Origin of the sequence: Streptomyces nojiriensis (assembly GCF_017639205.1) — a bacterium.
GTDB classification, from domain to species: Bacteria; Actinomycetota; Actinomycetes; order Streptomycetales; family Streptomycetaceae; genus Streptomyces; species Streptomyces nojiriensis.
This window is the reverse complement of sequence record NZ_CP071139.1, coordinates 3,966,829-3,992,799: the sequence shown is the minus strand read 5'-3', so window position 1 is coordinate 3,992,799 and position 25,971 is coordinate 3,966,829. Positions and strand designations below refer to the sequence as shown.

Annotated in this window: 21 protein-coding genes and 1 tRNA gene; 12 read left to right on the top strand and 10 right to left on the bottom strand. The window is 71.7% G+C overall.

The window, feature by feature from the left end; genetic code table 11:
* Positions 1-113: 113 nt before the first annotated feature.
* The 8 genes from JYK04_RS18455 (at position 114) to JYK04_RS18420 (ending at position 11,712) form a co-directional block, all read left to right on the top strand.
* Positions 114-1,442, top strand: a complete 1,329-nt coding sequence (locus JYK04_RS18455) for an acyltransferase family protein (RefSeq protein WP_189735458.1) — start codon at positions 114-116, stop codon at positions 1,440-1,442.
* A 28-nt stretch (positions 1,443-1,470) separates the two neighbouring features.
* The gene (locus JYK04_RS18450) at positions 1,471-3,273 is read left to right on the top strand and encodes an ABC-F family ATP-binding cassette domain-containing protein (RefSeq protein WP_189735460.1); all 1,803 of its coding nucleotides are present in this window, start codon (positions 1,471-1,473) and stop codon (positions 3,271-3,273) included.
* 70 nt (positions 3,274-3,343) lie between these two features.
* A complete protein-coding gene (locus JYK04_RS18445; protein WP_189735462.1) occupies positions 3,344-4,966 on the top strand; it encodes an outer membrane protein assembly factor BamB family protein in 1,623 nt (540 codons plus the stop codon).
* A 249-nt stretch (positions 4,967-5,215) separates the two neighbouring features.
* Positions 5,216-6,826, top strand: a complete 1,611-nt coding sequence (locus JYK04_RS18440) for an outer membrane protein assembly factor BamB family protein (protein WP_189735464.1) — start codon at positions 5,216-5,218, stop codon at positions 6,824-6,826.
* Positions 6,827-6,869: 43 nt separating this feature from the next.
* The gene (locus tag JYK04_RS18435) at positions 6,870-8,564 is read left to right on the top strand and encodes an outer membrane protein assembly factor BamB family protein (protein ID WP_189735466.1); all 1,695 of its coding nucleotides are present in this window, start codon (positions 6,870-6,872) and stop codon (positions 8,562-8,564) included.
* 142 nt (positions 8,565-8,706) lie between these two features.
* Positions 8,707-9,399: a response regulator transcription factor gene (locus tag JYK04_RS18430; RefSeq protein WP_189735468.1), complete on the top strand. Its 693-nt coding sequence runs from the start codon at positions 8,707-8,709 to the stop codon at positions 9,397-9,399.
* Between the two features lie 111 nt (positions 9,400-9,510).
* Positions 9,511-10,470 (top strand): UDP-glucose 4-epimerase GalE, encoded by a 960-nt coding sequence (gene galE, locus JYK04_RS18425; RefSeq protein WP_189735470.1) that lies wholly within the window; start codon positions 9,511-9,513, stop codon positions 10,468-10,470.
* A gap of 471 nt (positions 10,471-10,941) precedes the next feature.
* Positions 10,942-11,712 carry a response regulator transcription factor gene (locus JYK04_RS18420; protein WP_189735472.1) on the top strand — a complete coding sequence of 257 codons (771 nt, stop codon included), beginning with the start codon at positions 10,942-10,944 and terminating at the stop codon, positions 11,710-11,712.
* Here the strand turns inward: JYK04_RS18420 and JYK04_RS18415 are convergent.
* The gene (locus JYK04_RS18415; RefSeq protein WP_030008906.1) at positions 11,671-12,168 is read right to left on the bottom strand and encodes a MarR family winged helix-turn-helix transcriptional regulator; all 498 of its coding nucleotides are present in this window, start codon (positions 12,166-12,168) and stop codon (positions 11,671-11,673) included. The genes JYK04_RS18420 and JYK04_RS18415 overlap by 42 nt on opposite strands.
* Before the next feature lie 161 nt (positions 12,169-12,329).
* Between JYK04_RS18415 and JYK04_RS18410 the strand changes: the two genes are divergently transcribed.
* Positions 12,330-13,187, top strand: coding sequence for a trans-aconitate 2-methyltransferase (locus JYK04_RS18410; protein ID WP_189735474.1), 858 nt, complete (start codon positions 12,330-12,332; stop codon positions 13,185-13,187).
* 2 nt (positions 13,188-13,189) lie between these two features.
* Positions 13,190-13,582, top strand: coding sequence for a VOC family protein (locus tag JYK04_RS18405; protein ID WP_189735710.1), 393 nt, complete (start codon positions 13,190-13,192; stop codon positions 13,580-13,582).
* Positions 13,583-13,665: 83 nt separating this feature from the next.
* Here the strand turns inward: JYK04_RS18405 and JYK04_RS18400 are convergent, their stop codons facing one another.
* Both JYK04_RS18400 and JYK04_RS18395 read right to left on the bottom strand, forming a co-directional pair.
* A complete protein-coding gene (locus JYK04_RS18400) occupies positions 13,666-14,340 on the bottom strand; it encodes a TetR/AcrR family transcriptional regulator (RefSeq protein WP_189735476.1) in 675 nt (224 codons plus the stop codon).
* Positions 14,337-15,317, bottom strand: coding sequence for an acyl-CoA desaturase (locus JYK04_RS18395; RefSeq protein ID WP_189735478.1), 981 nt, complete (start codon positions 15,315-15,317; stop codon positions 14,337-14,339). Before JYK04_RS18395 ends, JYK04_RS18400 begins: the two co-directional genes overlap by 4 nt.
* A gap of 354 nt (positions 15,318-15,671) precedes the next feature.
* Between JYK04_RS18395 and ppc the strand changes: the two genes are divergently transcribed.
* Positions 15,672-18,434 (top strand): phosphoenolpyruvate carboxylase, encoded by a 2,763-nt coding sequence (gene ppc, locus JYK04_RS18390; protein ID WP_373297389.1) that lies wholly within the window; start codon positions 15,672-15,674, stop codon positions 18,432-18,434.
* A 76-nt stretch (positions 18,435-18,510) separates the two neighbouring features.
* On the opposite strand, the gene pth is transcribed toward ppc, so the two are convergent.
* From pth to JYK04_RS18365, 5 genes are all read right to left on the bottom strand, one after another.
* A complete protein-coding gene (pth, locus tag JYK04_RS18385) occupies positions 18,511-19,101 on the bottom strand; it encodes an aminoacyl-tRNA hydrolase (protein ID WP_030716980.1) in 591 nt (196 codons plus the stop codon).
* Between the two features lie 99 nt (positions 19,102-19,200).
* Positions 19,201-19,785 carry a 50S ribosomal protein L25/general stress protein Ctc gene (locus tag JYK04_RS18380; RefSeq protein WP_189735480.1) on the bottom strand — a complete coding sequence of 195 codons (585 nt, stop codon included), beginning with the start codon at positions 19,783-19,785 and terminating at the stop codon, positions 19,201-19,203.
* Positions 19,786-19,965: 180 nt separating this feature from the next.
* On the bottom strand, positions 19,966-20,943 hold the full coding sequence (locus JYK04_RS18375; RefSeq protein WP_030008898.1) for a ribose-phosphate diphosphokinase: 978 nt from the start codon (positions 20,941-20,943) through the stop codon (positions 19,966-19,968).
* Positions 20,944-21,076: 133 nt separating this feature from the next.
* Positions 21,077-22,522, bottom strand: a complete 1,446-nt coding sequence (gene glmU / locus JYK04_RS18370; RefSeq protein ID WP_189735482.1) for a bifunctional UDP-N-acetylglucosamine diphosphorylase/glucosamine-1-phosphate N-acetyltransferase GlmU — start codon at positions 22,520-22,522, stop codon at positions 21,077-21,079.
* A gap of 109 nt (positions 22,523-22,631) precedes the next feature.
* Positions 22,632-22,703: transfer RNA gene (locus JYK04_RS18365), tRNA-Gln, on the bottom strand.
* A gap of 161 nt (positions 22,704-22,864) precedes the next feature.
* Between JYK04_RS18365 and JYK04_RS18360 the strand changes: the two genes are divergently transcribed.
* The gene (locus JYK04_RS18360; protein WP_189735484.1) at positions 22,865-24,133 is read left to right on the top strand and encodes a sensor histidine kinase; all 1,269 of its coding nucleotides are present in this window, start codon (positions 22,865-22,867) and stop codon (positions 24,131-24,133) included.
* Positions 24,134-24,711: 578 nt separating this feature from the next.
* Here JYK04_RS18360 and JYK04_RS18355 read toward each other — a convergent pair.
* Both JYK04_RS18355 and JYK04_RS18350 read right to left on the bottom strand, forming a co-directional pair.
* The gene (locus JYK04_RS18355) at positions 24,712-25,218 is read right to left on the bottom strand and encodes an SUKH-3 domain-containing protein (protein WP_189735486.1); all 507 of its coding nucleotides are present in this window, start codon (positions 25,216-25,218) and stop codon (positions 24,712-24,714) included.
* Positions 25,219-25,220: 2 nt separating this feature from the next.
* Positions 25,221-25,799: a YwqJ-related putative deaminase gene (locus JYK04_RS18350; RefSeq protein ID WP_229875102.1), complete on the bottom strand. Its 579-nt coding sequence runs from the start codon at positions 25,797-25,799 to the stop codon at positions 25,221-25,223.
* Positions 25,800-25,971: the final 172 nt, after the last annotated feature.

The window sequence follows — 25,971 nt, the reverse complement described above, 5'->3', positions numbered from 1 at the left end:
CGAGGCTGAATCCCAGGCGCGGGGTTCGGGGCGGAGCCCCGGGGCGGTACTCAGGCCCGAGTTGAGTATCCGCGCCCTGTCGGGAGACACCCGGCAGGGGACACCGTGGCCCCATGACAGCTAGCGCACGCGCCCTGGCCGAGGCCACCCCCGCCGACCGTGACCGGTACGTCGACCTGTTGCGGGTCGCCTCGCTCGGCACCGTCATCGCCGGACACTGGCTGATGGCCGCCGTCAGCGGCGACGGCATAGGGAATCTGCTCGCCCTCGTGCCCGCCCTCCAGGTGCTCACCTGGGGGCTGCAGATCATGCCCGTCTTCTTCTTCGTCGGCGGGTTCTCGCACGCCCTGTCCTACCGCTCCCTCGCCCGCCGCACCGACGGGCCCGTCTACGCCGCCTTCCTGCGGGCCCGGCTCCAACGGCTGTTGCGCCCCACCCTCGTCTTCGTCCTGGTGTGGGCCGCGGTCGCACTCGCCGTGCAGCTCGCCGGCCACGGCGGCGGAACGCTGACCGGGGCCGCGCTGCGCCTCGTCACCCAGCCGCTGTGGTTCATCGGGATCTACCTCGCCATGGTCGCCTTCACCCCGCCGCTGCTGAAGCTGCACGAGCGCGCCGGCTGGGCCGCCTTCGCCGCCCTGGCCGGGGCGGCCGCCCTGGTCGACGTACTGCGCTTCGCGCTCGGCGTCCCCTACGTGGAGTTCCTGAACTTCGCCCTCGTCTGGCTCGCCGTCCACCAGCTCGGCTTCCTGCGCGCCGACGGCCGCATCCGCAGGCCCGCCGCCCTCGCCGCCGCGGGACTCGCCTCCGCCGCCCTGCTGGTGGCGTACGGCCCGTACCCGCTGTCCATGGTCGGGATGCCGGGCGAGAAGGTCTCCAACATGGCCCCGCCCACCCTCGCCCTGCTCTGCCACGGCCTGTGGCTCGTCGGCGCCGTCCAGCTGGCGGCCCGGCCCGCCACCGCCTGGCTGCGCCGGCCGCGCGTCTGGCGCGGGGTGGTCGCGGCCAACGGCCTGGCCATGACCGCCTTCCTGTGGCACCTGACCGCCATGCTCGGCGTGTACGCGGCCCAGCTCGCCCTCGGCCTCGACCTGCCGGCCCCCGCCACGGCCGCCTGGTGGGCGCAGGTCCCGGTGCGGTTCCTGGCCGCGGCCGCCCTGACGGGTGTGCTCGTCGCGCTGTTCCGCCGCTTCGAGGCGCCCCGGCCCGGCGCGCCGGCCCCCGCCCGGCGCACGGGAGGCCCCGTCGCCGCCCTCGGGATCACCCTGTGCCTGCTCGGCATCCTGGGCCTGTCCATGACCGGCCTCGGCGGCCTGCTCGACGGGCACAGCGCCACGCTGATCGCCCTGCCCGTCACCGCGCCGGCCGCGATCGCGATGGCACTGGGCGGCTGGTATCTCGTAGAACGGTCTGCCCCGGCCCGGAGGGTTAGGCTGAGGGGCTGATCCACACCCTTTCCCTGGAGCGCGTCTGATGGCCGTCAATCTGGTCAATGTCGAGGCAGTCAGCAAGGTGTACGGCACACGTACCCTGCTGGACGGCATCTCCCTCGGCGTGTCCGAGGGGGACCGGATCGGCGTGGTCGGCCGCAACGGCGACGGCAAGACCACCCTCATCCGGATGCTCGCCAAGCTGGAGGAGCCCGACACCGGCCGGGTCACCCAGTCCGGCGGCCTGCGCATGGGCGTCCTCACCCAGCACGACTCCCTCGACCCCCGGGCGACCATCCGCCACGAGATCATCCGGGACATGGCCGACCACGAGTGGGCCGGCAACGCCAAGATCCGTGACGTCCTCACCGGACTCTTCGGCGGCCTCGACCTGCCCGGCTTCGGCCAGGGCCTCGACACCGTCATCGGCCCGCTCTCCGGTGGCGAGCGCCGCCGGATCGCCCTCGCCAAGCTGCTCATCGCCGACCAGGACCTCCTGATCCTCGACGAGCCCACCAACCACCTCGACGTCGAGGGCATCTCCTGGCTGGCCAAGCACCTCCAGGAACGCCGCTCCGCGCTCGTCTGCGTCACCCACGACCGCTGGTTCCTCGACCAGGTCTGCACCCGCATGTGGGACGTGCAGCGCGGTGACGTGCACGAGTACGAGGGCGGCTACAGCGACTACGTCTTCGCCCGCGCCGAGCGCGACCGCATCGCCGCGACCGAGGAGTCCAAGCGGCAGAACCTGATGCGCAAGGAGCTGGCCTGGCTGCGCCGCGGCGCACCCGCCCGGACCTCCAAGCCGCGCTACCGCATCGAGGCGGCCAACGAGCTCATCGCCGACGTGCCGCCGCCGCGCGACACCTCCGAGCTGATGCGGTTCGCCAACGCCCGCCTCGGCAAGACGGTCTTCGACCTGGAAGGCGTCAGCGTCCACGCCGGCCCGAAGGAACTCCTCAAGCACCTCACCTGGCACCTGGGCCCCGGCGACCGCGTCGGCCTCGTCGGCGTCAACGGCGCCGGCAAGACCTCCCTGCTGCGCGCCCTCGCCGAGGCCGCCCGCACCCAGGGCGAGGTCCAGCCCGCCGCCGGAAAGATCATCGTCGGCAAGACCGTCAAGCTGGCCTACCTCTCCCAGGAGGTCGGCGAACTCGACCCGTCCCTGCGCGTCCTGGAGGCCGTCCAGCGCGTGCGCGACCGCGTCGACCTCGGCAAGGGCCGCGAGATGACGGCGGGCCAGCTCTGCGAGCAGTTCGGCTTCACCAAGGAGAAGCAGTGGACGCCGGTCGGCGACCTCTCCGGTGGTGAGCGCCGCCGCCTGCAGATCCTGCGCCTACTGATGGACGAGCCCAACGTCCTCTTCCTCGACGAGCCCACCAACGACCTCGACATCGAGACCCTGACCCAGCTGGAGGACCTCCTCGACGGCTGGCCCGGCTCGATGATCGTGATCTCCCACGACCGCTTCTTCATCGAGCGCACCACCGACACGGTGATGGCGCTCCTCGGCGACGCGAGCCTGCGGATGCTGCCGCGCGGTCTGGACGAGTACCTGGAGCGCCGGCAGCGGATGATCGAGGCGGCCGCCCCGGCGCCCGTCCAGTCCGCCGGCGCCGCGAAGTCCACCGCCTCGGGGGACTCGCGCGCCGCGAAGAAGGAGCTCCAGAAGATCGAGCGGCAGCTGAACAAGCTGTCGGACCGCGAGGGCAACCTGCACGCCCAGATCGCCGAGAACTCCACCGACTACGACAAGGTGGCCAAGCTCGACGCGGAGCTGCGGGAACTCCTCGCGGACCGCGACGATTTGGAGATGCGCTGGCTGGAGCTGGCCGAGGAGGCCTGAGCGGGGCCGGGCCGGGTCAGTGATAGAAAGGTCATCCTCCCCGACCTCCTGATGCCGAAAGCGTGCGCTGATGACCGAGCTGCCCCAGCCGCCGAACCAGTCGCCGACGCCTTCCGGTTACGGGCACCTGCCCGGTCCGCCGCAGCAGGGGTACGGGTTTCCGCCGCAGGGTGAGAACCCGTACGCCCAGCAGCCCGCGTACCCGCCGCAGCCGCCCACCGTGCCGCAGCAGTGGCCGGCGGGCCCCGGCGGCCCGGGCGGCCCCGGTTCCGGTCCGGGCGCTGCGCCGAAGAAGAAGACGGTCCTGCTGATCGCCGCTTCGGTGGCCGCCGCCCTCGTCCTCGGGGGCGTCGGCTACGTGGCCTTCTCCGGCGACGACAAGGACCCGAAGCCGGTCGCGCAGGAGCCCACCGACGCCAAGCCCTCCGCTTCCCCCTCCGCGGACAAGGGAGACGGCAACGGCGACGGCGGAGCCCAGCAGGCGGACCTGAACTCCGGCCGCAAGCAGGGCGAGGACAAGGTCCTCTGGCTCAAGACGACCAAGATCGAGGGCCCCGGCATGGGCGTCGACGCCGCCGGCCAGTGGGTCGTCGGCGACACCGTGGTCAAGAGCCTCTGGAAGAACCTCACCGGCTACTCCGTCACCGACGGCAAGGAGAAGTGGTCACTGCCCTTCCCCGCGCAGATCTGCTCCGTCGCCCCGCAGACCACGGCCGAGGGCCGGACGGTCGTCATGTACCGCGACGGCGAGGGGGAGAACACCTCCTGCACCCAGCTGCGCGTGGTCGACCTCAAGACGGGCAAGGAGGTCTGGTCGAAGGAGGTGCCCAAGGAGGGGCTCTTCGACATCTTCACCAGCCCCACCCTGTCCATGATCGGGGACACCGTCACCGTCAGCCGCGGCGGCAATGCCAGCGCCTTCAAGATCAGCAACGGTGACAAGCTCTTCGCGAGCCCGGTGGGCGACGGCTGCAACCCGGACTCCTACGAGGCCGGCAACGGCAAGATGATCGCCCTCGTCACCTGCACCGACGAGGACTCCACCGCCGAGGTCCACGGCATCGACCCCGTCACCGGCGCGAAGGGCTGGGCCTACCGGCTCCCCGCGAAGTTCAAGGTGACCAGCATCTACTCGGTGAACCCGACCGTCATCGACATCGGCAACGAGCAGACGAAGCAGCGCTCCATCGTGGTCCTGGGACCCGACGGGAAGCAGACCGCCACCCTCGCCGGCGAGGGCAGCTTCGCCGTCGGCTGCGGCGACACCGGCATCTTCCGGTCCCTGGCGACCTGCCCCTCGGCCGTCGTCGACGCGAACACCCTCTACCTGCCCACCGCGGCGGGCACCGGCAAGGCCAACGAGATCGTCGCCTTCGACCTGGCGACCGGCAAGGACAAGTGGCGCGTCCCGGCCGGGGGCAAGCGCATCCTCACCCCGCTCAAGGCCGTGAACGGGCAGCTCATCGCCTACCGGAAGGCCGAGGAGGAGCAGGGCGGCGAGGTCCTCTCCATCCCCGCCGCCGGTGGCACCCCGACCGCGCTCCTGCGCCACCCCTCGGGCCCCGCCGCCCCGATCGAGCGGACCTTCACCCTTCCGAGGCTGGACTACGTGGACGGACGGTTCTTCATCTCCTCCACCCACCTGCGGGCCCAGGGCCAGGACGAGAAGCTCCTGATGGTCTTCGGCAAGTGAGGAGGCGTCCGGGCCGGCGCGGGGCTCCGCGAACTCCGTCCGCAGCGCGTGGATTTGGCGACGCGCCGAGGCGAGACGGCCGAGGAAGCCTGGATTCCGGCGGACTTCGGGGGCAACTGGCCGTATAACGACGGCGTCACGGGCGGGTCCTCCCTTGGGAACAGGGGGCGGACCCGCCCGATGTATGCGCGCTGTCAGTGATAGAAAGGTCATCCTCCCCGACCTCCCCGATGCCGAAAGCGTGCGCTGATGACCGAGCTGCCCCAGCCGCCGAACCAGCCGCCGACGCCTTCCGGTTACGGGCACCTGCCCGGTCCGCCGCAGCAGGGGTACGGGTTTCCGCCGCAGGGTGAGAACCCGTACGCCCAGCAGCCCGCGTACCCGCCGCAGCCGCCCACCGTGCCGCAGCAGGTGGCGGCCCCGGGCGGCCCCGGTTCGGGCCCGGGCGCTGCGCCGAAGAAGAAGACGGTCCTGCTGATCGCCGCTTCGGTGGCGTCCGTCCTCGTTCTCGGGGGCGTCGGCTACGTGGCCTTCTCCGGCGACGACAAGGACCCGAAGCCGGTCGCGCAGGAGCCGACCGACGCCAAGCCCTCCGCTTCCCCTTCCGTGGACAAGGGCGACGGCAACGGCAACGGCAAGGGCAGCGAAATCCCGACCGACCTCAACGAGGGCCGCAAGCCGGGTGAGGACAAGGCCCTCTGGCTGAAGACCGCCAAGATGGAGGGCCCGGGAGCCGGAATCCCCGCCAAGGGCTTGTGGGTCGTCGGCGACACCGTCGTCAAGACCGTCGACAAGTCCGTCATCGGCTACGGGGTGAGTGACGGCAACGAGAAGTGGAAGATCGACCTCCGCACGGAGATCTGCGGACTCACCGGTCAGACCTCCCCCGATGGCAGGACCGTCATGGTCGTCAAGAACGCCGACGGCTCCAGCTGCAACCAGATGAAGCTCATCGACCTCAAGACCGGCAAGGAGGGCTGGACGAAGGAGCTTGTCATGGAGGGGCCTTTCAATGCCGCCGACTCCACCAGGGTCACCCTCAGCGGCGACACCTTCGCCCTCGCCTGGACGGGGGGCCAGAGCGCCCACCGCCTCAGCACCGGTGACAAGCTCTTCTCCGACGCGGGCCCCGAGGGCTGCAAGCCCATGACCTACGCCGCGGGCAACAACAAGATGATCGCCGTGGCCCTCTGCCTGGACGCCGACCGGACCATCGAGATCCAGGACGCCGACCCGAACACCGGCAAGAAGACATGGAGCTACCGCCTGCCCAAGGGCTACCAGGTCAACGCCGTCTACTCGGTCAGCCCCACCGTCATCGACGCCGGCAACCGCGACACCAAGGAGCGGGCCATCCTCGTCCTCGACGAGAAGGGACAGAAGCGCAACACGCTCTCCGGTGAAGGCAACTTCTTGGTCAACTGCGGTGGTTACGGCTCCAGCGAGGGCCTCCAGTACTGCGGGAACTCCGTGGTCGACGCGGACACCGCCTACCTCGCTTCCGGGGACAAGTCCACCGGCAGCGAGATCGTCGCCTTCGACCTCGGCACGGGCAAGGTCAAGTGGCGCGCCAAGGCCGGTGACAAGAAGGCCCTCATCCCGCTCGATGCCGCGAACGGCCAGCTGACCGCCTACCGCGCCAGCCCTGTCGGCGAGCCCGGCGAGATCGTCTCGTTCCCGGCCGACGGAGGCGCCCCCAAAACGCTGCTGAAGCTCCCCTCGGGCACCTCCGCACGGATCGAATCCTCCTTCCTGACTTCCCAGAGCGCCGCCTACGCGGACGGGCGGTTCTTCCTCTCCACCACCCGGCTGCTGGGTGAGAACAAGGACGAGAAGCTCCTGATGGCCTTCGGCAAGTGAACATGCGTCCCACGACCCGCCCACCGAGAGGCAACAGCAACCGATGAGTATCCCGCCGCCCCCCAGCCAGCCGCCGTCCGGCGGCTTCGGCGAGCCGCAGGACCCGCCGCCGGGCGGGTTCGGCGCGCCCGTGCCACCGCCCGAACCCGCCGCGGCCCAGCCCGCGTACGGGTACCCGCAGACCGGGCCCGGCTACGGCTACCCGCAGCAGCCCGGCACCCCGTCGCCGTACGGGGCCCCCGGCGCCCCCGGCGGCGCGCCCGTGCCCGCCCCGCAGCCCCCGGCCGCGGCCCCGGCCGCCGGCAACGCCAAGCGCACCCAGCTGACGATCGTCGGCGCGGCCGTCCTGGCCATCGCCCTCATCGTCGGCGGCGGCCTCTGGTACACCTCCGGCGACAGCGGCGGCGGGAACAAGGCCGACAGCAACCCGAGCGCCTCCCCGGGCAACGACAAGCCCCAGGACTCCGTGCCCGGCACCGAGAAGGTGCCCGGCAACACGAAGTCGAAGCCGCTTTTCAACCTGCCGAGCCCGGTCCCGGCCGACGTCGCCGTCGTCGCCGGCTCCTGGCTGACCGACTCCACGTACATCAAGTCCGATCTGGCGAAGGTCGTCGGCTACAACCTCGTCGACGGCGGCAAGAAGTGGGAGCTGCCCTTCCCCGGCGAGCTCTGCGGCGCGACCAAGCACGTCAGCGAGAACAGGACGGCGGTCCTCTTCAAGGCCGCCCAGCCGACGCCCGAGAACAAGTACGTCCAGTGCACCGAGGTCGGCGTCATCGACCTGGAGAGCGGCAAGCTCGTCTGGTCCGGCAACGCCAAGAGCGCCACCGGCGGAGACAAGCCCGTCGCGTTCACCAGCGTCACCCTCAGCGGCAAGACGGTCGCCGCGGCCGGCATCTCCGCGGGCGGCGCCGCCTGGAACCTCGCCGACGGCAAGTCCCTGTGGCTGCCCAAGGTCGACGGCGAAGGCTGCCGTGACGTGGGCTACGGCGGCGGCGAGGCCCTCGCCGCGATCCGCAAGTGCGGGCAGAGCCCCAACTACACGCTGTACGGCCAGCTCCTCGACCCGGCCACCGGCGCGCCCACGGCCTCGTACAAGCTCTCCCAGGGCATCGAGGACGCGTACATCGTCGCCACCAAGCCCCTGATCGTGGCGGCCGACGTCGGCAAGACCGCGAAGAACGCCACGGGCATCAGCGACCTCTTCGTCGTCGACCCCAAGGGCGAGCTGAAGGCCCGCATCCCGCTCGCCTCCGGAGACTTCGCCGCCAAGTGCGGATCCGAGGTCGAGAAGTGCATGAACATGGTGGTCGGCAACGGCAAGCTCTACCTGCCGTCGTACGAGCACCAGGGCCAGGCCTCCAGCGGCCGCACCAACGAGCTGCTCTCCTTCGACCTGGAGACCGGCAAGCAGACCACCGACCGCGCCGACGCGGGCGAGCGGTTCACGATGTCCCCGCTGCGCATGGACGGGTCGAACATCATCGCCTACAAGTACCCCCCGTACGACAAGGGCGGTCAGATCGTCAGCATCGACGGCAAGACGATGAAGGAGACCGTCCTCATGGAGAACCCGGCGGACAAGGCGAGCCAGCGCGCCGAGACCGGATACTCGCCCGAGTACTCCGAGTACCGCTACCACAACGGCAAGTTCTTCATCTCGCGCACCACGGTCTCCAAGCCGTACTCGGACAAGGCCGACCCGGAGTACCTCTTCGTCTCCTTCACCGCGAGCTGACCGGGCCGCGCCCGCTTCGCACAGCACCGCCGAAAGCCCCCGAACGGTCCGTACCGATCGGGGGCTTCTGCGCGGTATCCCCCGCGTACCGTCGAACAAGCGTGTAGCTTGCCGGGTCAGAAGGGTGGGGGGTGTTTCCTCGATGGGCGTACGGGTCGTGGTGGTCGACGAGCACCGGCTGCTGGCCGAGGCGCTCGCCTCTGCCCTGAAGCTGCGCGGGCACCGGGTACTGGCCGCTGCCGCCCCGGCGGCGGGCGCCGCCGAGCTGGTCATCAGCCGTGCTCCGGAGGTCTGCCTGTTCGGCACCGCCACCCCTGCCGAGCCCGGGGTCTTCGAGCCGGTCGCCCGCATCAAGCGGGAGCGCCCGCAGATCGCCGTGGTCGTCCTCGGCCCGGTCCCCAGCCCGCGCGGGATCGCGGCCGCCTTCGCCGCCGGCGCCTCGGGGTACGTACGCCAGGACGAGCGCATCGAGGGCGTGGAGCGGGCCCTGGCCAAGGCCAGGGCGGGGGAGGTGGCGATCGCCCCGCAGCTGCTGCAGGGGGCCTTCGCGGAGCTGCTGAACCCCGCCGCCCAGCCCGACGACGAGGGGAGCCGGCTGCTGCGGCTGCTCACCCCGCGCGAGGTGGAGGTGCTCGTCCGGGTCGCCGAGGGCGAGGACACCCGGCTGATCGCCGCGGGCATGGAGATCGCCCCGAGCACCGCCCGTACGCACGTGCAGCGGGTGCTGATGAAGCTGGGCGTGGGATCGAGGCTGGAGGCGGCCGCGCTGGCCGCCCGCACCGGTCTGCTGGACCGGGCGCTGCCCACGCTGCCGTCCGCCGCCGCACGCGGCTGACGCAGCGGCCGGGGCGGGCCCCGATTTCCCCGTGGGCGCGGAATCGGGTAAGCCAGTGTCCAAGCACGCGCACGTACCCGCGCGTGCTCCCGCGCGAGAGGCAGTAGGCGAGTGAGCAAGTACCTGGTAACCGGTGGTGCAGGATACGTCGGCAGCGTGGTCGCGGCCCACCTTCTGGAGGCCGGCCACGAGGTCACCGTCCTCGACGACCTGAGCACGGGCTTTCGCGTAGGGGTTCCGGAAGGCGCCACCTTCATCGAGGGCCGGATCCAGGACGCGGCCCGGTACGTGGACGGCTCCTACGAGGCGGTGCTGCACTTCGCGGCCTCCTCGCAGGTCGGCGAGTCCGTGGTGAACCCGGGCAAGTACTGGGAGAACAACGTCGGCGGGACGCTGGCCCTGCTGGCCGCGATGCGCGGGGCGGGTGTGCGCAAGCTGGTGTTCTCCTCCACCGCCGCCACCTACGGGGAGCCGACGGAGGGCCTGCTGACGGAGGCCTCGGTGACTGCGCCGACCAACCCGTACGGTGCCTCCAAGCTGGCCGTCGACCACATGATCGCGGGGGAGTGCGTGGCGCACGGCCTGGCCGCGGTGTCCCTGCGCTACTTCAACGTGGCCGGCGCCTACGGGCAGTTCGGTGAGCGCCACACCCCCGAGACGCACCTGATCCCGCTGGTCCTCCAGGTCGCGCTGGGCGAGCGGGAGTCGATCTCGGTGTTCGGCGAGGACTACCCGACCCCGGACGGCACCTGCGTACGCGACTACATCCACGTCGCCGACCTCGCGGAGGCCCACCTGGCCGCCCTGAGTGCCGCCACCGGCGGGGAGCACCTGATCTGCAACCTGGGCAACGGCAACGGGTTCTCGGTCCGCGAGGTCGTCGAGACCGTCCGCAAGGTCACCGGCCGGGAGATCCCCGAGGTGGTCGCCCCGCGCCGGGCCGGCGACCCGGCGATGCTCGTCGCCTCCGCGCGCACGGCCCACGAGCGCCTCGGCTGGACCCCGAGCCGCCCGGACCTCACCGGGATCATCACGGACGCGTGGAACTTCGCGCGTACGCACGCCTCCTGAACCTCCCGGATCTCCTCCTGTCCCGCGCGCCCCCCGCACCCCGATCGGTGCGGGGGGCGTGTGCGTGTCGGCCGTGCGCTGTGGACGGGCGCTGTGCGCGGGCGCCCGGCGTGCACACGCCGGGTGAAATGCCCCCCGCGCAACTGCCCGCGGCACACGCCGGTACCGAAGCCGCCATCAGGACCCTCGGCGCGGGCTATTTCAAGCCACGATGCAGTAGGTTCGGAACGCCCGCGCCGGAAAATCCCCGGGAAAACTTCTGCTATTCGGCCAACCGCCGGACGCGCCCGGCCCTACGCTGATGCGTGACACCGGTGGGGGCCGGTGTTGATTCAGGGGTCGAGACAAGTCGGGTACGTCGTCCGGTCCGGGGTAGTGCAGAGATGTCACGGCGGCGGCCGGGGCAGCTGCGGATCACCCGGTCCGGGCGCCGTACCCGCCGTCGTCCGTTCCCCTACCCTTGGGGGTTTTGTGGTTCGTATCCGGGTTCTCGTCGTCGACGATCACCGCATCTTCGCCGAATCGCTCGCAGCCGCGCTCGCGGCCGAGCCGGACGTGGACGTGTCCGCGGCCGGCAGCGGCCCCGCCGCGCTGCGCTGCCTCGAACGCGCGGCGGCCGAGGGCCGCCGCTTCGACGTCCTGCTGGTCGACGCCGATCTCGGCGCGGTCCCGGGGGCCGTGCCCGCCCAGCGGGAGTCCGGCTCCGGGCCACCGCCGCCGCCCGCCTCGGACGGGATCGCGCTGGTCGCGGGGGTGCGGGTGTCCCACCCCGGGGTCCGCACCGTCGTGCTCGCCGAGCGCGACGACCCGCGCCGGGCCGCCCTCGCGCTCCAGGCGGGAGCCTCGGGCTGGGTGGCGAAGGACTGCTCGCTCTCCCGGCTGCTGGCCGTGATCCGCGGGGTCCTGCGCGAGGAGACCCATCTGCCGCCCGCACTGCTCACCGGGGTGCTCCGGGAGCTGACCGCGGCGCGCAAGCACCGTACGGACAGCGAACGGCTGGTGGAGTCGCTGACCCCGCGCGAACACGAGGTGCTGCGCTGCATGGTGGCGGGGCTGGGCCGCAAGGACGTGGCGGCACGGCTGTTCCTGTCCCCGCACACGGTCCGCACGCACATGCAGAACGTGCTGGGCAAGCTCGGCGTGCACTCCACGCTGGCCGCGGTGGCACTGGCCCGGCGGGCCGGCGTACGACCGGCCGACCTAGCCGGGGATGTTGTCGAACGGAGCGGTCAACTGGCGTAGCAGCCCGGCGAGATCGCCGCGCTGGCTCTGTGAGAGCTGGGCCAGGATCGCCCGTTCCTGGGCCAGCAGCCCGGCGAGGGCCTGGTCGGCGCGGTCCCGGCCCTCGGGGGTGAGCCGCACCAGGACCCCCCGGCGGTCGTTGGGGTCCGGGAGCCGTTCGACGAGGCCCTTCTTGGCGAGCCGGTCGATGCGGTTGGTCATGGTGCCGGAGGTGACCAGGGTCTGGGTCAACAGCTGGCCGGGGGAGAGCTGGTAGGGCGCGCCGGCGCGGCGCAGCGACGTCAGGACGTCGAACTCCCACGGCTCCAGGCCGTGCTCGGAGAAGGCCAGTCTGCGGGCGCGGTCGAGATGGCGCGCGAGCCTGCTGACGCGGCTCAGTACCTCGAGCGGTTCCACGTCGAGGTCAGGGCGCTCCCGCCGCCATGCCGCCACCAGTCGGTCGACCTCGTCCTCCATGCCGATCAGTGTAAGGGGTCTGTCGATGTGAAGTCTCTTCATACCGAGTATCTCGATCACGAGTATCTTGACATCGAGATATAAATGAAGCGAGCATGGGGCATGGAGGGGGCCGGAAAGGATTCCGCTTCCGATCGCCCCGCCAGCAGGGAGGCTCGAACATGTATTCCGATACCGCGCGCGCCGGGACCCCCACGTCCACCGCGCCATCCGCCCCCACCTGGGATCCCCAGCAGTACCTCCGGCACTCGGGCCACCGCACACGGCCCTTCCTCGACCTGCTCACCCGCATACCCGAGCTCCCCCAGCGCCCCGCCCGTATCGCCGACCTCGGCTGCGGCCCCGGCAACGTCACCACCCTCCTCGCCGAGCGCTGGCCCGAGGCCCGCATCACCGGCTTCGACCTCTCCCCGGAGATGCTCCGCCGCGCCACCGAGGAGTACGCCGGGCCCACCCCCGGCGGCGGCGGCCTCGACTTCCGCCACGGGGACCTCGCCACCTGGCTCCCCGAGGAGCCCTACGACCTGATCGTCTCCAACGCCGCCCTGCAGTGGGTCCCCGGCCACCCCGGCTCCTTCGGCGCCTGGATCAACGGCCTGCGCCCCGGCGGCACCTTCGCCTTCCAGATCCCCGGGAACTTCACGGCCCCCAGCCACGCCCTGCTCGCGCAGCAGTGCGAAACCCCGCGCTGGCGGGCCCGGCTCGCCGGTCACGGCGCCCGCTACATCCATCTCCTCGAACCCGCCGAATACCTCGCCCGGTTCACCGAGCTCGGCTGCGCCGCCGACATCTGGGAGACCACCTACCACCAACTGCTCCAGGGCCCCGACCCCGTGCTCGACTGGGTCAAGGGCACCGCCCTGCGGCCCGTCCTCACCGCCCTCGGCGACGACCGCGACGCCGTGGACGCCTTCCTCACCGAATACCGTGACCGGCTGCGCGCGGCCTACCCGACCGGCCCGCGCGGCACCGTCTTCCCGTTCCGCCGCATCTTCGCCGTAGCCCGCAAGGAGGCATGACCGTGCTGACCGCAGTCGACCACGTGCAACTCGCCGCGCCGCCGGACTCGGAGGACCGGCTCCGCGCGTACTACACGGACGTCCTCGGCATGACCGAGATCCCCAAGCCGCCCGTCCTCGCCGCCCGCGGAGGATGCTGGTTCGCCGCCGGGCCCGTCCAGCTGCACCTCGGCGTCGAGGAGGACTTCCGGCCCGCCCGCAAGGCCCATCCGGGGCTGCGGGTGACCGACATCGAGGCGTACGCGAGCAGACTGCGGGAGCGGGGAGCCAAGGTGGTCTGGGACGACGACCTGCCGGGGCACCGCCGCTTCTATTCCGAGGACCCCGTCGGCAACCGGCTCGAATTCCTGGAACGGCACCGCCCGGAACCGGCAGCGCTGGAGCCCTGCGCATAAGACGTACGCACGACGCGACGGCGCCCCGTCACCGGATCTGCGGTGACGGGGCGCCGTCGCGTCGTGCGTACGGGGCTTGCGGCTCAGTTCTTGCGCCGGCCCACCAGCTGCGGCTTCGACTCCAGCCCGTCCAGCCCGTGCCAGGCCAGGTTCACCAGGTGCGCCGCCACCTCCGCCTTCTTGGGCCTGCGCACGTCCAGCCACCACTGCCCGGTCAGCGCCACCATCCCGACCAGCGCCTGCGCGTACAGCGGCGCCAGCTTGGGGTCAAAGCCCCGCGCCTTGAACTCCAGACCCAGGATGTCCTCGACCTGCGTGGCGATGTCGCTGATCAGCGAGGCGAAGGTGCCGGTCGACTGGGCGACCGGGGAATCCCGCACCAGGATCCGGAAACCGTCCGTGTAGGACTCGATGTAGTCCAGCAGCGCGAAGGCCGCCTGCTCCAGCAGCTCCCGCGGGTGCCCGGCCGTCAGCGCGCCCGTCACCCCGTCCAGCAGCTGGCGCATCTCCCGGTCCACGACGACCGCGTACAGGCCCTCCTTGCCGCCGAAGTGCTCGTACACCACCGGCTTGGACACCCCGGCCTTCGCCGCGATCTCCTCCACCGAGGTGCCTTCGAAGCCCTTCTCCGCGAACAGCGTCCGGCCGATGTCCAGCAGTTGCTGGCGCCGCTCCGCGCCCGTCATCCGTACCCGGCGGCCGCGCCTGGGCTTGTCGCTGCTGGAATTACTGCCGTCGATCGCCACGCCCCCCATCATGCCGCGTTCGACTCGTTTTCCCTGCGCCGGGCGTCGACGCGGGCCGCCGACGGCCAGCGGACGTCCGTCGCCCAGCCCAGCTGCTCGAACCAGCGGATCAGCCGCGCGCTGGAATCGACCTGGCCGCGCAGCACACCGTGCCGCGCCGAGGTCGGGTCGGCGTGGTGCAGGTTGTGCCAGGACTCCCCGCACGACAGCACCGCCAGCCACCAGACGTTGCCGCTGCGGTCCCGGGACTTGAACGGCCGCTTGCCCACCGCGTGGCAGATCGAGTTGATCGACCACGTCACGTGGTGCAGCAGCGCGACCCGCACCAGGGAGCCCCAGAAGAACGCCGTGAACGCACCCCACCAGGACATCGTCACCAGACCGCCCACCAGCGGCGGGATCGCCAGCGAGAACATCGTCCAGAAGACGAAGTCCCGCGAGATCCGGCGGATCGCCGGGTCCTTGATCAGGTCGGGGGCGTACTTCTGCTGATCGGTCTGCTCCTCGTCGAAGAGCCAGCCGATGTGCGCCCACCACAGCCCCTTCATCAGGGCCGGCAGCGTCTCCCCGAACCGCCACGGCGAATGCGGGTCACCCTCGTGGTCCGAGAACTTGTGGTGCTTGCGGTGGTCCGCCACCCAGCGCACCAGCGGCCCCTCCACCGCCATCGACCCCATCACGGCGAGGACGATCCGCAGCGGCCGCTTCGCCTTGAAGGAACCGTGCGTGAAGTAGCGGTGGAAACCGATGGTGATCCCGTGGCAGGCCAGGAAGTACATGAAGACCATCAGGCCGAGGTCCAGCCAGCTCACCCCCCAGCCCCAGGCCAGCGGGACCGCCGCCAGCAGGGCCACGAAGGGCACGGTGATGAACAGCAGCAGAGCGATCTGCTCGATGGAGCGCTTGTTCTCGCCGCCCAGCGTCGCGGACGGCTCGGACGTGTCGGAGGGTGCGGAGGCACCCTCGATCAGATCGGGACTGGTGGTCATGGGTGTCCCCTGGGGGGTGTGAGAAGTCGGCGGGCTCCCGGGTCACGAACCCTACGGACCCGTAACCTACGGCATCGTAAGTATGGCAAAGCCGGGTACGCAGGCAAGAGGGGCAGCGCCGGGAGGAGGAGCGCGCGCGAGGTGTTCACGCGCCGCCTGATGAGACGTTTGTCCAGGCACACGCATCGGACACCTATCCTGGGTCCCGTCGGACAGCGCGGTCCGCACGGGCAGCCCGAGCTGCGCATCAGGAGCGGAGATCCCGCCCCCGGACCGAGTCCGGGGAAGGCATCGCCGCACGTCGCCGGGAGCCCACCGCCCAGTAGCGCTCGAACACTGCAAGGAGCCGCACCTGTGAGCAGTGCTGACCAGGCCCCCCAGGGCCAGGCCCCCGTCACCCCGGCCGACACCGCCAACGCGGAACTGCGCGCGGACATCCGCCGCCTCGGCGACCTCCTCGGGGAGACCCTCGTACGCCAGGAGGGCCAGGACCTCCTCGACCTCGTCGAGCGCGTCCGCGCCCTCACCCGCACCGACGGCGAGGCCGCCGCCGCCCTGCTCGGCGACACCGACCTGGAGACCGCCGCCAAGCTCGTGCGCGCCTTCTCCACCTACTTCCACCTCGCCAACGTCACCGAGCAGGTGCACCGCGGCAAGGAGCTGCGCGCCCACCGTGCCGCCGAGGGCGGGCTCCTCGCCCGTACGGCCGACATGCTGAAGGACGCCGACCCCGAACACCTGCGCGAGACGGTCAAGAACCTCAACGTCCGCCCGGTCTTCACCGCGCACCCCACCGAGGCGGCCCGCCGCAGCGTCCTCAACAAGCTGCGCCGCATCGCCACCCTGCTGGAGGAGCCCGTCACCGGCGCCGGCGACCGCCGCCGCCACGACCTGCGCCTCGCCGAGAACATCGACCTCGTCTGGCAGACCGACGAACTGCGCGTCGTGCGCCCCGAGCCCGCCGACGAGGCCCGCAACGCCATCTACTACCTCGACGAGCTGCACGCCGGCGCCGTCGGCGACGTCCTGGAAGACCTCGCCGCCGAGCTCCAGCGCGTCGGCGTCGAGATCCCCGCCGGCACCCGCCCGCTGACCTTCGGCACCTGGATCGGCGGCGACCGCGACGGCAACCCCAACGTCACCCCCGAGGTCACCCGCGACGTGCTGATCCTCCAGCACGAGCACGGCATCACCGACGCCCTCGAACTCATCGACTACCTGCGCGGACTCCTCTCCAACTCCATCCGCTACACCGGAGCCACCGAGGAACTCCTCGCCTCCCTCCAGGCCGACCTGGAGCGCCTCCCCGAGATCAGCCCGCGCTACAAGCGGCTGAACGCCGAGGAGCCGTACCGCCTCAAGGCCACCTGCATCCGGCAGAAGCTCCTCAACACCCGCGAGCGCCTCGCCAAGGGCATCCCGCACGAGGAAGGCCGCGACTACCTCGGCACCGCCGAGCTCCTCACCGACCTCACCCTCATCCAGACCTCACTGCGCGAACACCGCGGCGCGCTCTTCGCCGACGGCCGCATGGACCGCACCATCCGCACCCTGGCCGCCTTCGGGCTCCAGCTCGCCACCATGGACGTGCGCGAGCACGCCGACGCCCACCACCACGCGCTCGGCCAGCTCTTCGACCGCCTCGGCGAGGAGTCCTGGCGCTACGCCGACATGCCGCGCGAGTACCGCCAGAAGCTCCTCGCCAAGGAACTGCGCTCCCGCCGCCCGCTGGCCCCCACCCCGGCCCCGCTCGACGCCGCCGGAGCCAAGACCCTCGGCGTCTTCGGCGCCGTCAAGGACGCCTTCGAGAAGTTCGGCCCCGAGGTCATCGAGTCCTACATCATCTCGATGTGCCAGGGCGCCGACGACGTCTTCGCCGCCGCCGTCCTCGCCCGCGAGGCCGGCCTCATCGACCTCCACACCGGCTGGGCCAAGATCGGCATCGTCCCGCTCCTGGAGACCACCGACGAGCTGCGCGCCGCCGACGTCATCCTCGACGAGATGCTCGCCGACCCCTCCTACCGGCGCCTGGTCTCCCTGCGCGGCGACGTCCAGGAGGTCATGCTCGGCTACTCCGACTCCTCCAAGTTCGGCGGCATCACCACCTCCCAGTGGGAGATCCACCGCGCCCAGCGCCGGCTGCGCGACGTGGCCCACCGCTACGGCGTGCGCCTGCGACTCTTCCACGGCCGCGGCGGCACCGTCGGCCGCGGCGGCGGCCCCTCCCACGACGCGATCCTCGCCCAGCCCTGGGGCACCCTCGAAGGCGAGATCAAGGTCACCGAGCAGGGCGAGGTCATCTCCGACAAGTACCTGGTCCCCTCGCTGGCCCGCGAAAACCTCGAACTGACCGTCGCGGCCACCCTGCAGGCCTCCGCCCTGCACACCGCGCCCCGCCAGTCCGACGAGGCCCTCAACCGCTGGGACGCGGCCATGGACGTCGTCTCCGACGCCGCGCACGCCGCGTACCGCGAGCTCGTCGAGGACCCCGACCTGCCCGCGTACTTCTTCGCCGCGACCCCCGTCGACCAGCTCGCCGACCTCCACCTCGGCTCCCGGCCCTCCCGCCGCCCCGACTCCGGGGCCGGCCTCGACGGCCTGCGCGCCATCCCGTGGGTCTTCGGCTGGACCCAGTCCCGCCAGATCGTCCCCGGCTGGTACGGGGTCGGCTCCGGCCTCAAGGCCCTGCGCGAGGCCGGCCAGGAGGACGTCCTCGCCGAGATGGGCGGACGCTGGCACTTCTTCCGCAACTTCCTGTCCAACGTCGAGATGACGCTGGCCAAGACCGACCTGCGGATCGCCCGCCACTACGTCGACACCCTCGTGCCCGACCACCTCAAGCACGTCTTCGCCCGCATCGAGGCCGAGCACGAACTCACCGTCCGCGAGGTCCTGCGCATCACCGGCGCCGAAGAGCTCCTCGGCTCGAACCCGGTGCTCCAGCAGACCTTCGCCGTACGCGACGCCTACCTGGACCCCATCTCCTACCTCCAGGTCTCCCTGCTGGCCCGCCAGCGCGCGGCCGCCGCCCGCGGCGAGGAAGCCGACCCGCTGCTCGCCCGCGCCCTGCTGCTCACGGTCAACGGCGTCGCCGCGGGCCTGCGCAACACCGGCTGAGCCACCCGCGGGGCCCCGGCGCCCCGGACACGAGGAAGCCCCCGCACCGGCCGGTGCGGGGGCTTCCTCGTGTCCGTCAGGAGTTGTACGCCGACTGGGCGCGCTCCAGGCCCTCCTGGATCAGGCACTCCACCGAGTCCGCGGCCCGGTCCACGAACCAGTCCAGCTCCTTGCGCTCCGTGGAGGAGAAGTCCTTCAGCACGAAGTCCGCGACCTGCATCCGGCCCGGCGGCCGCCCGATGCCGCACCGCACCCGGTGGTAGTCGGGGCCCATGGACTTGGTCATCGACTTCAGGCCGTTGTGCCCGTTGTCCCCGCCGCCCAGCTTCAGCCGCAGCGTCGGGTAGTCGATGTCCAGCTCGTCGTGGACCGCGACGATCCGCTCCAGCGGCACCTTGTAGAAGTCCCGCAGCGCCGTCACCGGGCCGCCGGACAGGTTCATGTACGTCATCGGCTTGGCCAGCACCACCCGCCGGTTGGCCGGCCCCGGCGGACCCATACGGCCCTCGACCACCTGGGCCCGGGCCTTGTGCGCCTTGAACTTCCCGCCGATCCGCTCCGCCAGCAGGTCGGCCACCATGAACCCGATGTTGTGGCGGTTGCCCGCGTACTCCGGTCCCGGGTTCCCCAGGCCCACGATCAGCCAGGGCGCCGCGTCGTCCGACATCAAAAGCTCCTCGGTTCCTCTAACGAAGACGACCGCCGTCCCGCTCCAGTGGAGCCGGACGGCGGTCGGTCAGCAACTGCTGAGGGGGTGGGGCGAGGCTCAGGCCTCTTCGCCCTCGGCGGCCTCGGCGGCCGGCTCCTCGGCCTGCGGGGCGACGACCTGCAGGACGGCGATGTCGCCGTCGACGGCCAGGGTGGTGCCCGCCGGGAGGACCAGGTCCGAGGCGTGGATGGTGGCACCGGCCTCGAGGCCCGCGATGGAGACGGTGACCTCGGTCGGGATGTGCGTGGCCTCGGCCTCGACGGAGATGGTGTTCTGGAGGGTCTCCAGCATGTTGCCGCCGGCGGCCAGCTCGCCCTCGGTGACGATCGCGACGTCGACGGTGACCTTCTCGCCCTTCTTGACGATCAGGAAGTCGACGTGGGAGATCGAGCGCTTCAGCGGGTGCTTCTGCACGGCCTTCGGGATGACCAGCTCGGTACCGGCGTCGCCGAGGTCCAGGGAGAGCAGGACGTTCGGGGTGCGCAGCGCCAGCTGAAGGGCGTGGGCGTCGACGTTGACGTGCTTCGGGTCGGTGCCGTGACCGTAGATGACGCCGGGGGTCAGGGCGTCGCGACGGGCCTGGCGGGCAGAGCCCTTGCCGAAGGTGTCACGGATCTTGGCGGAAAGCTTGACCTCGGACATGCTCACTCCTCGTGGGGTGACGGAAATGGACGGAAGTCACCCGGCCGAAACGGCCTGCTACGAAGAGCGCGTCGATAACGGAGCATCCGTACCGGAAACAGGTACGGCCTCCCTCGCCGAGCAACTCATGGAGTGTACCCGGCGGGGAAGGCCGCACCAAAAGGATCTACCGCGCAGCGGTTACTGCTGCTCCTCGAAGAGGCTGGTGACCGAACCGTCCTCGAAGACCTCGCGCACGGCGCGCGCGATCATCGGGGCGATCGACAGCACCGTGATCTTGTCGAGCTCAAGGTCGGAGGGGTCCGGCAGGGTGTTCGTGAAGACGAACTCGCTGACCTTGGAGTTCTTCAGGCGGTCGGCCGCCGGGCCCGACAGGATGCCGTGCGTGGCCGTCACGATGACGTCCTCGGCGCCGTGCGCGAACAGCGCGTCGGCCGCGGCGCAGATGGTGCCACCGGTGTCGATCATGTCGTCGACCAGGACGCAGACGCGGCCCTTGACCTCACCGACGACCTCGTGGACGGTCACCTGGTTGGCGACGTCCTTGTCGCGGCGCTTGTGCACGATCGCCAGCGGCGCGTCCAGACGGTCGCACCAGCGGTCGGCCACGCGCACACGGCCGGCGTCCGGGGACACGATCGTGAGCTTCGTACGGTCCACCTTGGCGCCGACGTAGTCCGCGAGGACGTTCAGGGCCGAGAGGTGGTCCACCGGGCCGTCGAAGAAGCCCTGGATCTGGTCCGTGTGCAGGTCGACCGTGAGGATGCGGTCCGCACCCGCGGTCTTCAGCAGATCGGCGACCAGGCGGGCCGAGATCGGCTCGCGGCCCTTGTGCTTCTTGTCCTGGCGGGCGTACCCGTAGGACGGGACGATCACGGTGATGGAGCGTGCCGACGCGCGCTTCAGCGCGTCGATCATGATCAGCTGCTCCATGATCCACTTATTGATCGGAGCCGTGTGGCTCTGGATCAGGAAGCAGTCCGCGCCGCGTGCCGACTCCTGGAAGCGGACGTAGATCTCGCCGTTCGCGAAGTCGAAAGCCTTGGTCGGCACGAGGGCGACGCCCAGCTGGTGCGCAACCTCCTCGGCCAGCTCGGGGTGGGCGCGGCCGGAGAAGAGCATCAGCTTCTTCTCGCCGGTCGTCTTGATCCCGGTCACAGCACAGTCTCCTCAGACGTGTTGAAGCTGCTCGCCCCCATGTGCGTCCGTCCCGCACACGGTGAGCCAGCCGAATTGCGTGCACCTATCACGGTACGCCGTCCCGGGCGTACCTGTTTCCGGTCAGTTCACCTCAGGGGCGCTCGGCGTCCTCCGGGGCCGCCGACTGCGCCGCCGCGGCAGCCGCACTGCCCGGACGCTTGCGGGCCACCCAGCCCTCGATATTCCGCTGCTGGCCACGGGCCACGGCGAGGGCGCCGGGCGGCACGTCCTTGGTGATCACGGACCCGGCGGCCGTGTAGGCGCCGTCCCCGATGGTGACGGGAGCCACAAACATGTTGTCCGAGCCCGTCTTGCAGTGTGAGCCGACGGTGGTGTGGTGCTTGTGCTCACCGTCGTAGTTCACGAAGACGCTCGCGGCACCGATGTTGGTGTACTCGCCGATCGTCGCGTCGCCCACGTACGACAGATGGGGGACCTTGGTGCCCTCGCCGATCGTCGCGTTCTTCATCTCGACGTACGTACCGGCCTTGGCCTTGGCGCCGAGGTTCGTGCCGGGGCGCAGGTACGCGAAGGGGCCGACGCTCGCCTGCGGGCCCACGACCGCGCTCTCGGCGACCGTGTTGTCCACCCGGGCGCCCGCGCCCACGTGGGTGTCCTTGAGCCGGGTGTTGGGACCGACCTCGGCGCCCTCGGCGATGTGCGTGGTGCCCAGCAGCTGGGTGCCGGGGTGCACGATCGCGTCCTGCCCGAAGGTGACGGTCACGTCGATGAAGGTGCCGGCCGGGTCGACGACCGTCACGCCCGCGAGCATGGCCTGCTCCAGCAGACGCGCGTTCAGCAGCGCGCGGGCCTCGGCGAGCTGGACGCGGTTGTTGATCCCGAGGATCTGCCGGTGGTCGCTGCCGACGGCCGCGCCGACGCGGTGCCCGGCCTCGCGCAGGATGCCGAGGACGTCGGTGAGGTACTCCTCGCCCTGGCTGTTGTCGGTGCGGACCTTGCCGAGGGCGTCGGCGAGCAGGGCGCCGTCGAAGGCGAAGACGCCCGAGTTGATCTCGCGGATCGCGCGCTGGGCGTCGGAGGCGTCCTTGTGCTCGACGATGGCCGTCACGGCGCCGCCCGCGTCGCGGACGATGCGCCCGTAGCCGGTGGAGTCCGGGACCTCGGCGGTCAGCACGGTGACGGCGTTGCCGTCGGCCTCGTGCGTCCGTGCGAGCGCGGCCAGGGTCTCCCCGGTCAGCAGCGGGGTGTCGCCGCAGACGACGATCACGGTGCCGGTGATGCCGCCGCCGAGCTCTTCGAGGGCCATGCGGACGGCGTGCCCGGTGCCGTTCTGCTCGTACTGGACGGCGGTGCGGACGTCGGCGTCGATGCCGGCCAGGTGCGCGGTGACCTGCTCCCGGGCGTGCCCGACGACCACGACGAGGTGCTCGGGGTCCAGCTCGCGGGAGGCGGCGACGACGTGACCGACGAGCGAGCGCCCGCAGATCTCGTGGAGAACCTTGGGAGTCGCCGACTTCATGCGGGTGCCTTCACCCGCTGCGAGTACGACGACGGCTGCCGGGCGGTTGGCGCTCACGGGGATGCCCTTCGGCTTCGGGGGTGGACCCGTGAAGGATACCGGGGTGCCGGTGGCCCCGAACGAACGCGGGTCCCGACCGTGAAGGTCCGGACCCGGAATCGAGCAGCTCCCCCGCCAGGACTCGAACCCGGACATAAGGCACCAAAAGCCTCAGTGCTGCCAATTACACCACAGGGGATAGTGAATGTGGCTCAATCGAACATTTTGGCGTACCGATCAAGCTGGCCGTCCCTACTATGCCGTACCACCTGCCCTCACCGCGACGGTACCCGCAACCGCCGTTTCGGTGGCGGGGTATTTCCCCGGGGCGTCGCGCAGGGCGCCCGTACGCTGGACGGCATGACCAAAACGGGGGAAGTAGTGGAAGGCCGGGCCGGGCCGCCTTTGTGGTGGGCGCGGCGGCGGGACGCCGTGGGGGACCTGGTGCTCGGCGGGGTGTCCGCCCTCGAGTGCGCGTGGGAAGGCGTGCCCTTCGCCGCCGAGGCGGGGCTGCCGACCGCGGTCGGAGTGCTGTTCGGGTTCGTGGTGGGGGCCACGCTCGTGCTGCGCCGGCGGTGGCCGATCGCCGTGGTGCTCGTCGGGATCGCCGTGTCACCGGCCGCGATGGGGTTCCTGCTCGCGGTGGTCGGGATGTACACGCTGGCCTCCTCCGAGGTGCCCCGGCGGATCACGGCCACGCTGGCATCGATGTCACTGGCCGCCACCTTCGTCGTGATGTACCTGCGCACCCGCGGGGACGTGGAGGCCGACACGACGCTGGTGGTCGTGCTGTCCGGGTTCGTCGCGGTGGCGCTGACCGTGCCGCCGGTGCTGTTCGGGCTCTACATCGGGGCCCGGCGGCGGCTGATGGAGAGCCTGCAGGAACGGGCGGACTCGCTGGAGCGGGAGCTGTCGCTGCTGGCGGACCGGGCGGAGGAGCGGGCCGAGTGGGCCCGTACGGAGGAGCGCACCCGGATCGCGCGGGAGATGCACGACGTGGTCGCCCACCGGGTGTCGCTGATGGTGGTGCACGCGGCCGCGCTGGAGGCGGTGGCGGCCAAGGACCCGGCGCGGGCGGCGAAGAACGCGGCCCTGGTGGGGGACATGGGGCGGCAGGCGTTGACGGAGCTGCGCGAGATGCTCGGCGTGCTCCGGGCCCCGCCCAAGCCGGCTCCGGCTCCCGTGCCCGCGGTGCCCGTCGCGGCGGTGGCGTTCGCGGGGGGCGGAGGCGGGGAGGACGGGCCCACGCTCGGCGAGCTGGAGGCGCTGGTCGGCCAGTCGCGGGCGGCGGGGATGACCGTGGAGATGCTGGTGCACGGCGAGTGGGCGGCGTACGCGGCGGAGGTCGAGCAGACGGCGTTCCGCGTGGTGCAGGAGGCGCTCACCAACTGCCACAAGCACGCGCCGGGCGCGCGGGTCGTGGTGCGGCTCGCGCACCGGGCCGGTGAGGTGGCCATGCAGGTGGAGAACGGCCCGTGCGACGGGCAGGCCCCCGAGCCGGGGCTGCCCAGCGGGGGGAACGGGCTCGTCGGGATGCGGGAGCGGGTCCTGGGCCTGGGCGGGGTGTTCGTGTCCGGGCCGACGGACGCGGGCGGCTTCAAGGTCTCGGCGGTCCTCCCGACGGCCTGACGGTCCGCTCCCGCGGGGGAAGCAGTCCGGGCGCCCCCGGGTACCCCCGGCCCTGCGGGCGGTTCCGCTCCCGCGGGGGTGACGGTCCGAACGCACCGGGGCTGCGCCCGGGGCTCCCCGGCACTCTGCAGAGCCGATCCCGCAGGGCGGGTCCGGGCCGGTCCGCGCCGTCCCGCGGGCCGGGATCCCGGCGCGGTGCGGGCCGGGATTCGGGCGCGGTGCGGGTCGGTCCGCGGGGCCGGGGAGGGGTGTCTCCTCGGCTCGGCGCGTGCGAGCCATCTCGGCTGTACCCGGCGGTCGCGCGCTCGTCCTGCGGGGACACCCCTCCCCGTCCCCGCTCCCCACGCACCGGGGCGGCTCCGGGGCACTGCCGGAGCCTGCCGTGGGGCGGGGACACGGCGGAGTGTCCCCGCAGGACGAGCGCGCACCACCGAGCGCCACCGCGACATGCCGCACCGCGCGAGCCGAGGAGACACTCCGGCGGGGCACCGCCCCACACCACCCAGCCCCGCCGGCGCTTGAGGCGCGGGGTCCGGGGCGGAGCCCCGGCACCACCGACCGGCAGGAGCCGGACACCCCTAGGTGGTCAGGCGGGTCGGCTGGAGGCCCGTCAGGAGGAGGGTGAGGGCCTCGTCGAGGGTGGAGCCGAGGTACCAGTCGCCGGTGTGGTCGATGCCGTAGACGCGGCCCTCGCGGTCGATCGCGAGGTGGGAGCCGCCGTCGGCCTCGACGCCCAGCGGGCAGAGCTGGGTGGACAGGGCCCGGCCGAGGTCGGCGAAGGTGCGCGCGAGGTGGAGTCCCGTGAGCGGGTCGATCCGGACGGGCGTCGGGGCGATCTGGCGGCCGGGGCCGTGCGCGGCGACCGTCAGGGCGCCGAACTCGGCCCACGCCTCGACGGCGGCGGGGAAGACGGTGTGCCGGTGGCCGGCGGGCGTGGTGTGGTCCCGCAGGGCGTCGGCCCAGTACTCGGCCTGCTTGATGTCCCAGCGGCCGGGTTCCCAGCCGGCGGTGCGCAGGGCGGAGTCCACGGCGACCGGGAAACGGGTGGCCGAGGAGCGGTCGTAGGAGGCGGAGGCGGTGGTCATGGCTACTCGGAGGGGGTGAGGTCGACGGAGCGTACGCCGAAGTGGGCGAGGAGTGCGTCGCAGGACCGGCAGGGCGGTGCGTAGCTGCCGTGGAGGGGGTCGCCGTCCTCGCGGATGCGGCGGGCGGTGATCTTCGCGTGCTTGAGGGAGCGGCGGGCCTCGCTCGGGGAGAGCGGTTTGCGGGAGGCGCGCCGGGAGCGGGCGCCCTCGACGGCGGTCAGGTGGCGGGAGAGCAGGATCGCCTCCGGACACCGGCCCGTGAAGCGTTCGCGCTGGCCGCTGGTGAGGGTGTCGAGGAAGTCCTGGACGAGCGGATGGAGCGCGGGCGGCTGATCGGCCTTGCCGGCGGTGCCGGTGAGGGTCTCGCCGCGTACGGAGAGGGCGGCGGCGACGGTGGGGAGGATGCCGTCGCGGCGGAAGCGCAGGACGGGTACGGCGGGGCGGCCGTCGGTGCTGCTCCAGCGCAGGCGGGGGTCGCCGGCGGGACCGGCGGCCTCGCCGGCCGGGCCGGTCGAGCCCGGTGCGCCGGGTGCCTCCGGCGCGGTGTCGCCGGATTCTGTGCGTGTTGCAGTGTTGTGCATGCTCGCGCTTTCCCTCCCGTGGCGGCGGTGGTGACCGCTGTCGCTCACGCCCCCGTGCTGCGGGGACAGCCTGCCAAATGTCACCTGTCATGCGGAAGCGGGGTCGAATATTCGTATCAATTCGGATGTTCCTGGCCCTCGGGCGGGTGCGCCGGACTGGCGCGGGTAAGGG

Bases quoted from the DNA above. Each gene is read 5' to 3' on its own strand.
- JYK04_RS18455 (WP_189735458.1), top strand. From the start codon at position 114: ATGACAGCTAGCGCACGCGCCCTGGCCGAGGCCACCCCCGCCGACCGT.
- JYK04_RS18450 (WP_189735460.1), top strand. From the start codon at position 1,471: ATGGCCGTCAATCTGGTCAATGTCGAGGCAGTCAGCAAGGTGTACGGC.
- JYK04_RS18445 (WP_189735462.1), top strand. From the start codon at position 3,344: ATGACCGAGCTGCCCCAGCCGCCGAACCAGTCGCCGACGCCTTCCGGT.
- JYK04_RS18440 (WP_189735464.1), top strand. From the start codon at position 5,216: ATGACCGAGCTGCCCCAGCCGCCGAACCAGCCGCCGACGCCTTCCGGT.
- JYK04_RS18435 (WP_189735466.1), top strand. From the start codon at position 6,870: ATGAGTATCCCGCCGCCCCCCAGCCAGCCGCCGTCCGGCGGCTTCGGC.
- JYK04_RS18430 (WP_189735468.1), top strand. From the start codon at position 8,707: ATGGGCGTACGGGTCGTGGTGGTCGACGAGCACCGGCTGCTGGCCGAG.
- JYK04_RS18415 (WP_030008906.1), bottom strand. From the start codon at position 12,168: ATGGAGGACGAGGTCGACCGACTGGTGGCGGCATGGCGGCGGGAGCGC.
- JYK04_RS18410 (WP_189735474.1), top strand. From the start codon at position 12,330: ATGTATTCCGATACCGCGCGCGCCGGGACCCCCACGTCCACCGCGCCA.
- JYK04_RS18400 (WP_189735476.1), bottom strand. From the start codon at position 14,340: ATGATGGGGGGCGTGGCGATCGACGGCAGTAATTCCAGCAGCGACAAG.
- JYK04_RS18395 (WP_189735478.1), bottom strand. From the start codon at position 15,317: ATGACCACCAGTCCCGATCTGATCGAGGGTGCCTCCGCACCCTCCGAC.
- pth (WP_030716980.1), bottom strand. From the start codon at position 19,101: ATGTCGGACGACGCGGCGCCCTGGCTGATCGTGGGCCTGGGGAACCCG.
- JYK04_RS18380 (WP_189735480.1), bottom strand. From the start codon at position 19,785: ATGTCCGAGGTCAAGCTTTCCGCCAAGATCCGTGACACCTTCGGCAAG.
- JYK04_RS18360 (WP_189735484.1), top strand. From the start codon at position 22,865: ATGACCAAAACGGGGGAAGTAGTGGAAGGCCGGGCCGGGCCGCCTTTG.
- JYK04_RS18355 (WP_189735486.1), bottom strand. From the start codon at position 25,218: ATGACCACCGCCTCCGCCTCCTACGACCGCTCCTCGGCCACCCGTTTC.
- JYK04_RS18350 (WP_229875102.1), bottom strand. From the start codon at position 25,799: ATGCACAACACTGCAACACGCACAGAATCCGGCGACACCGCGCCGGAG.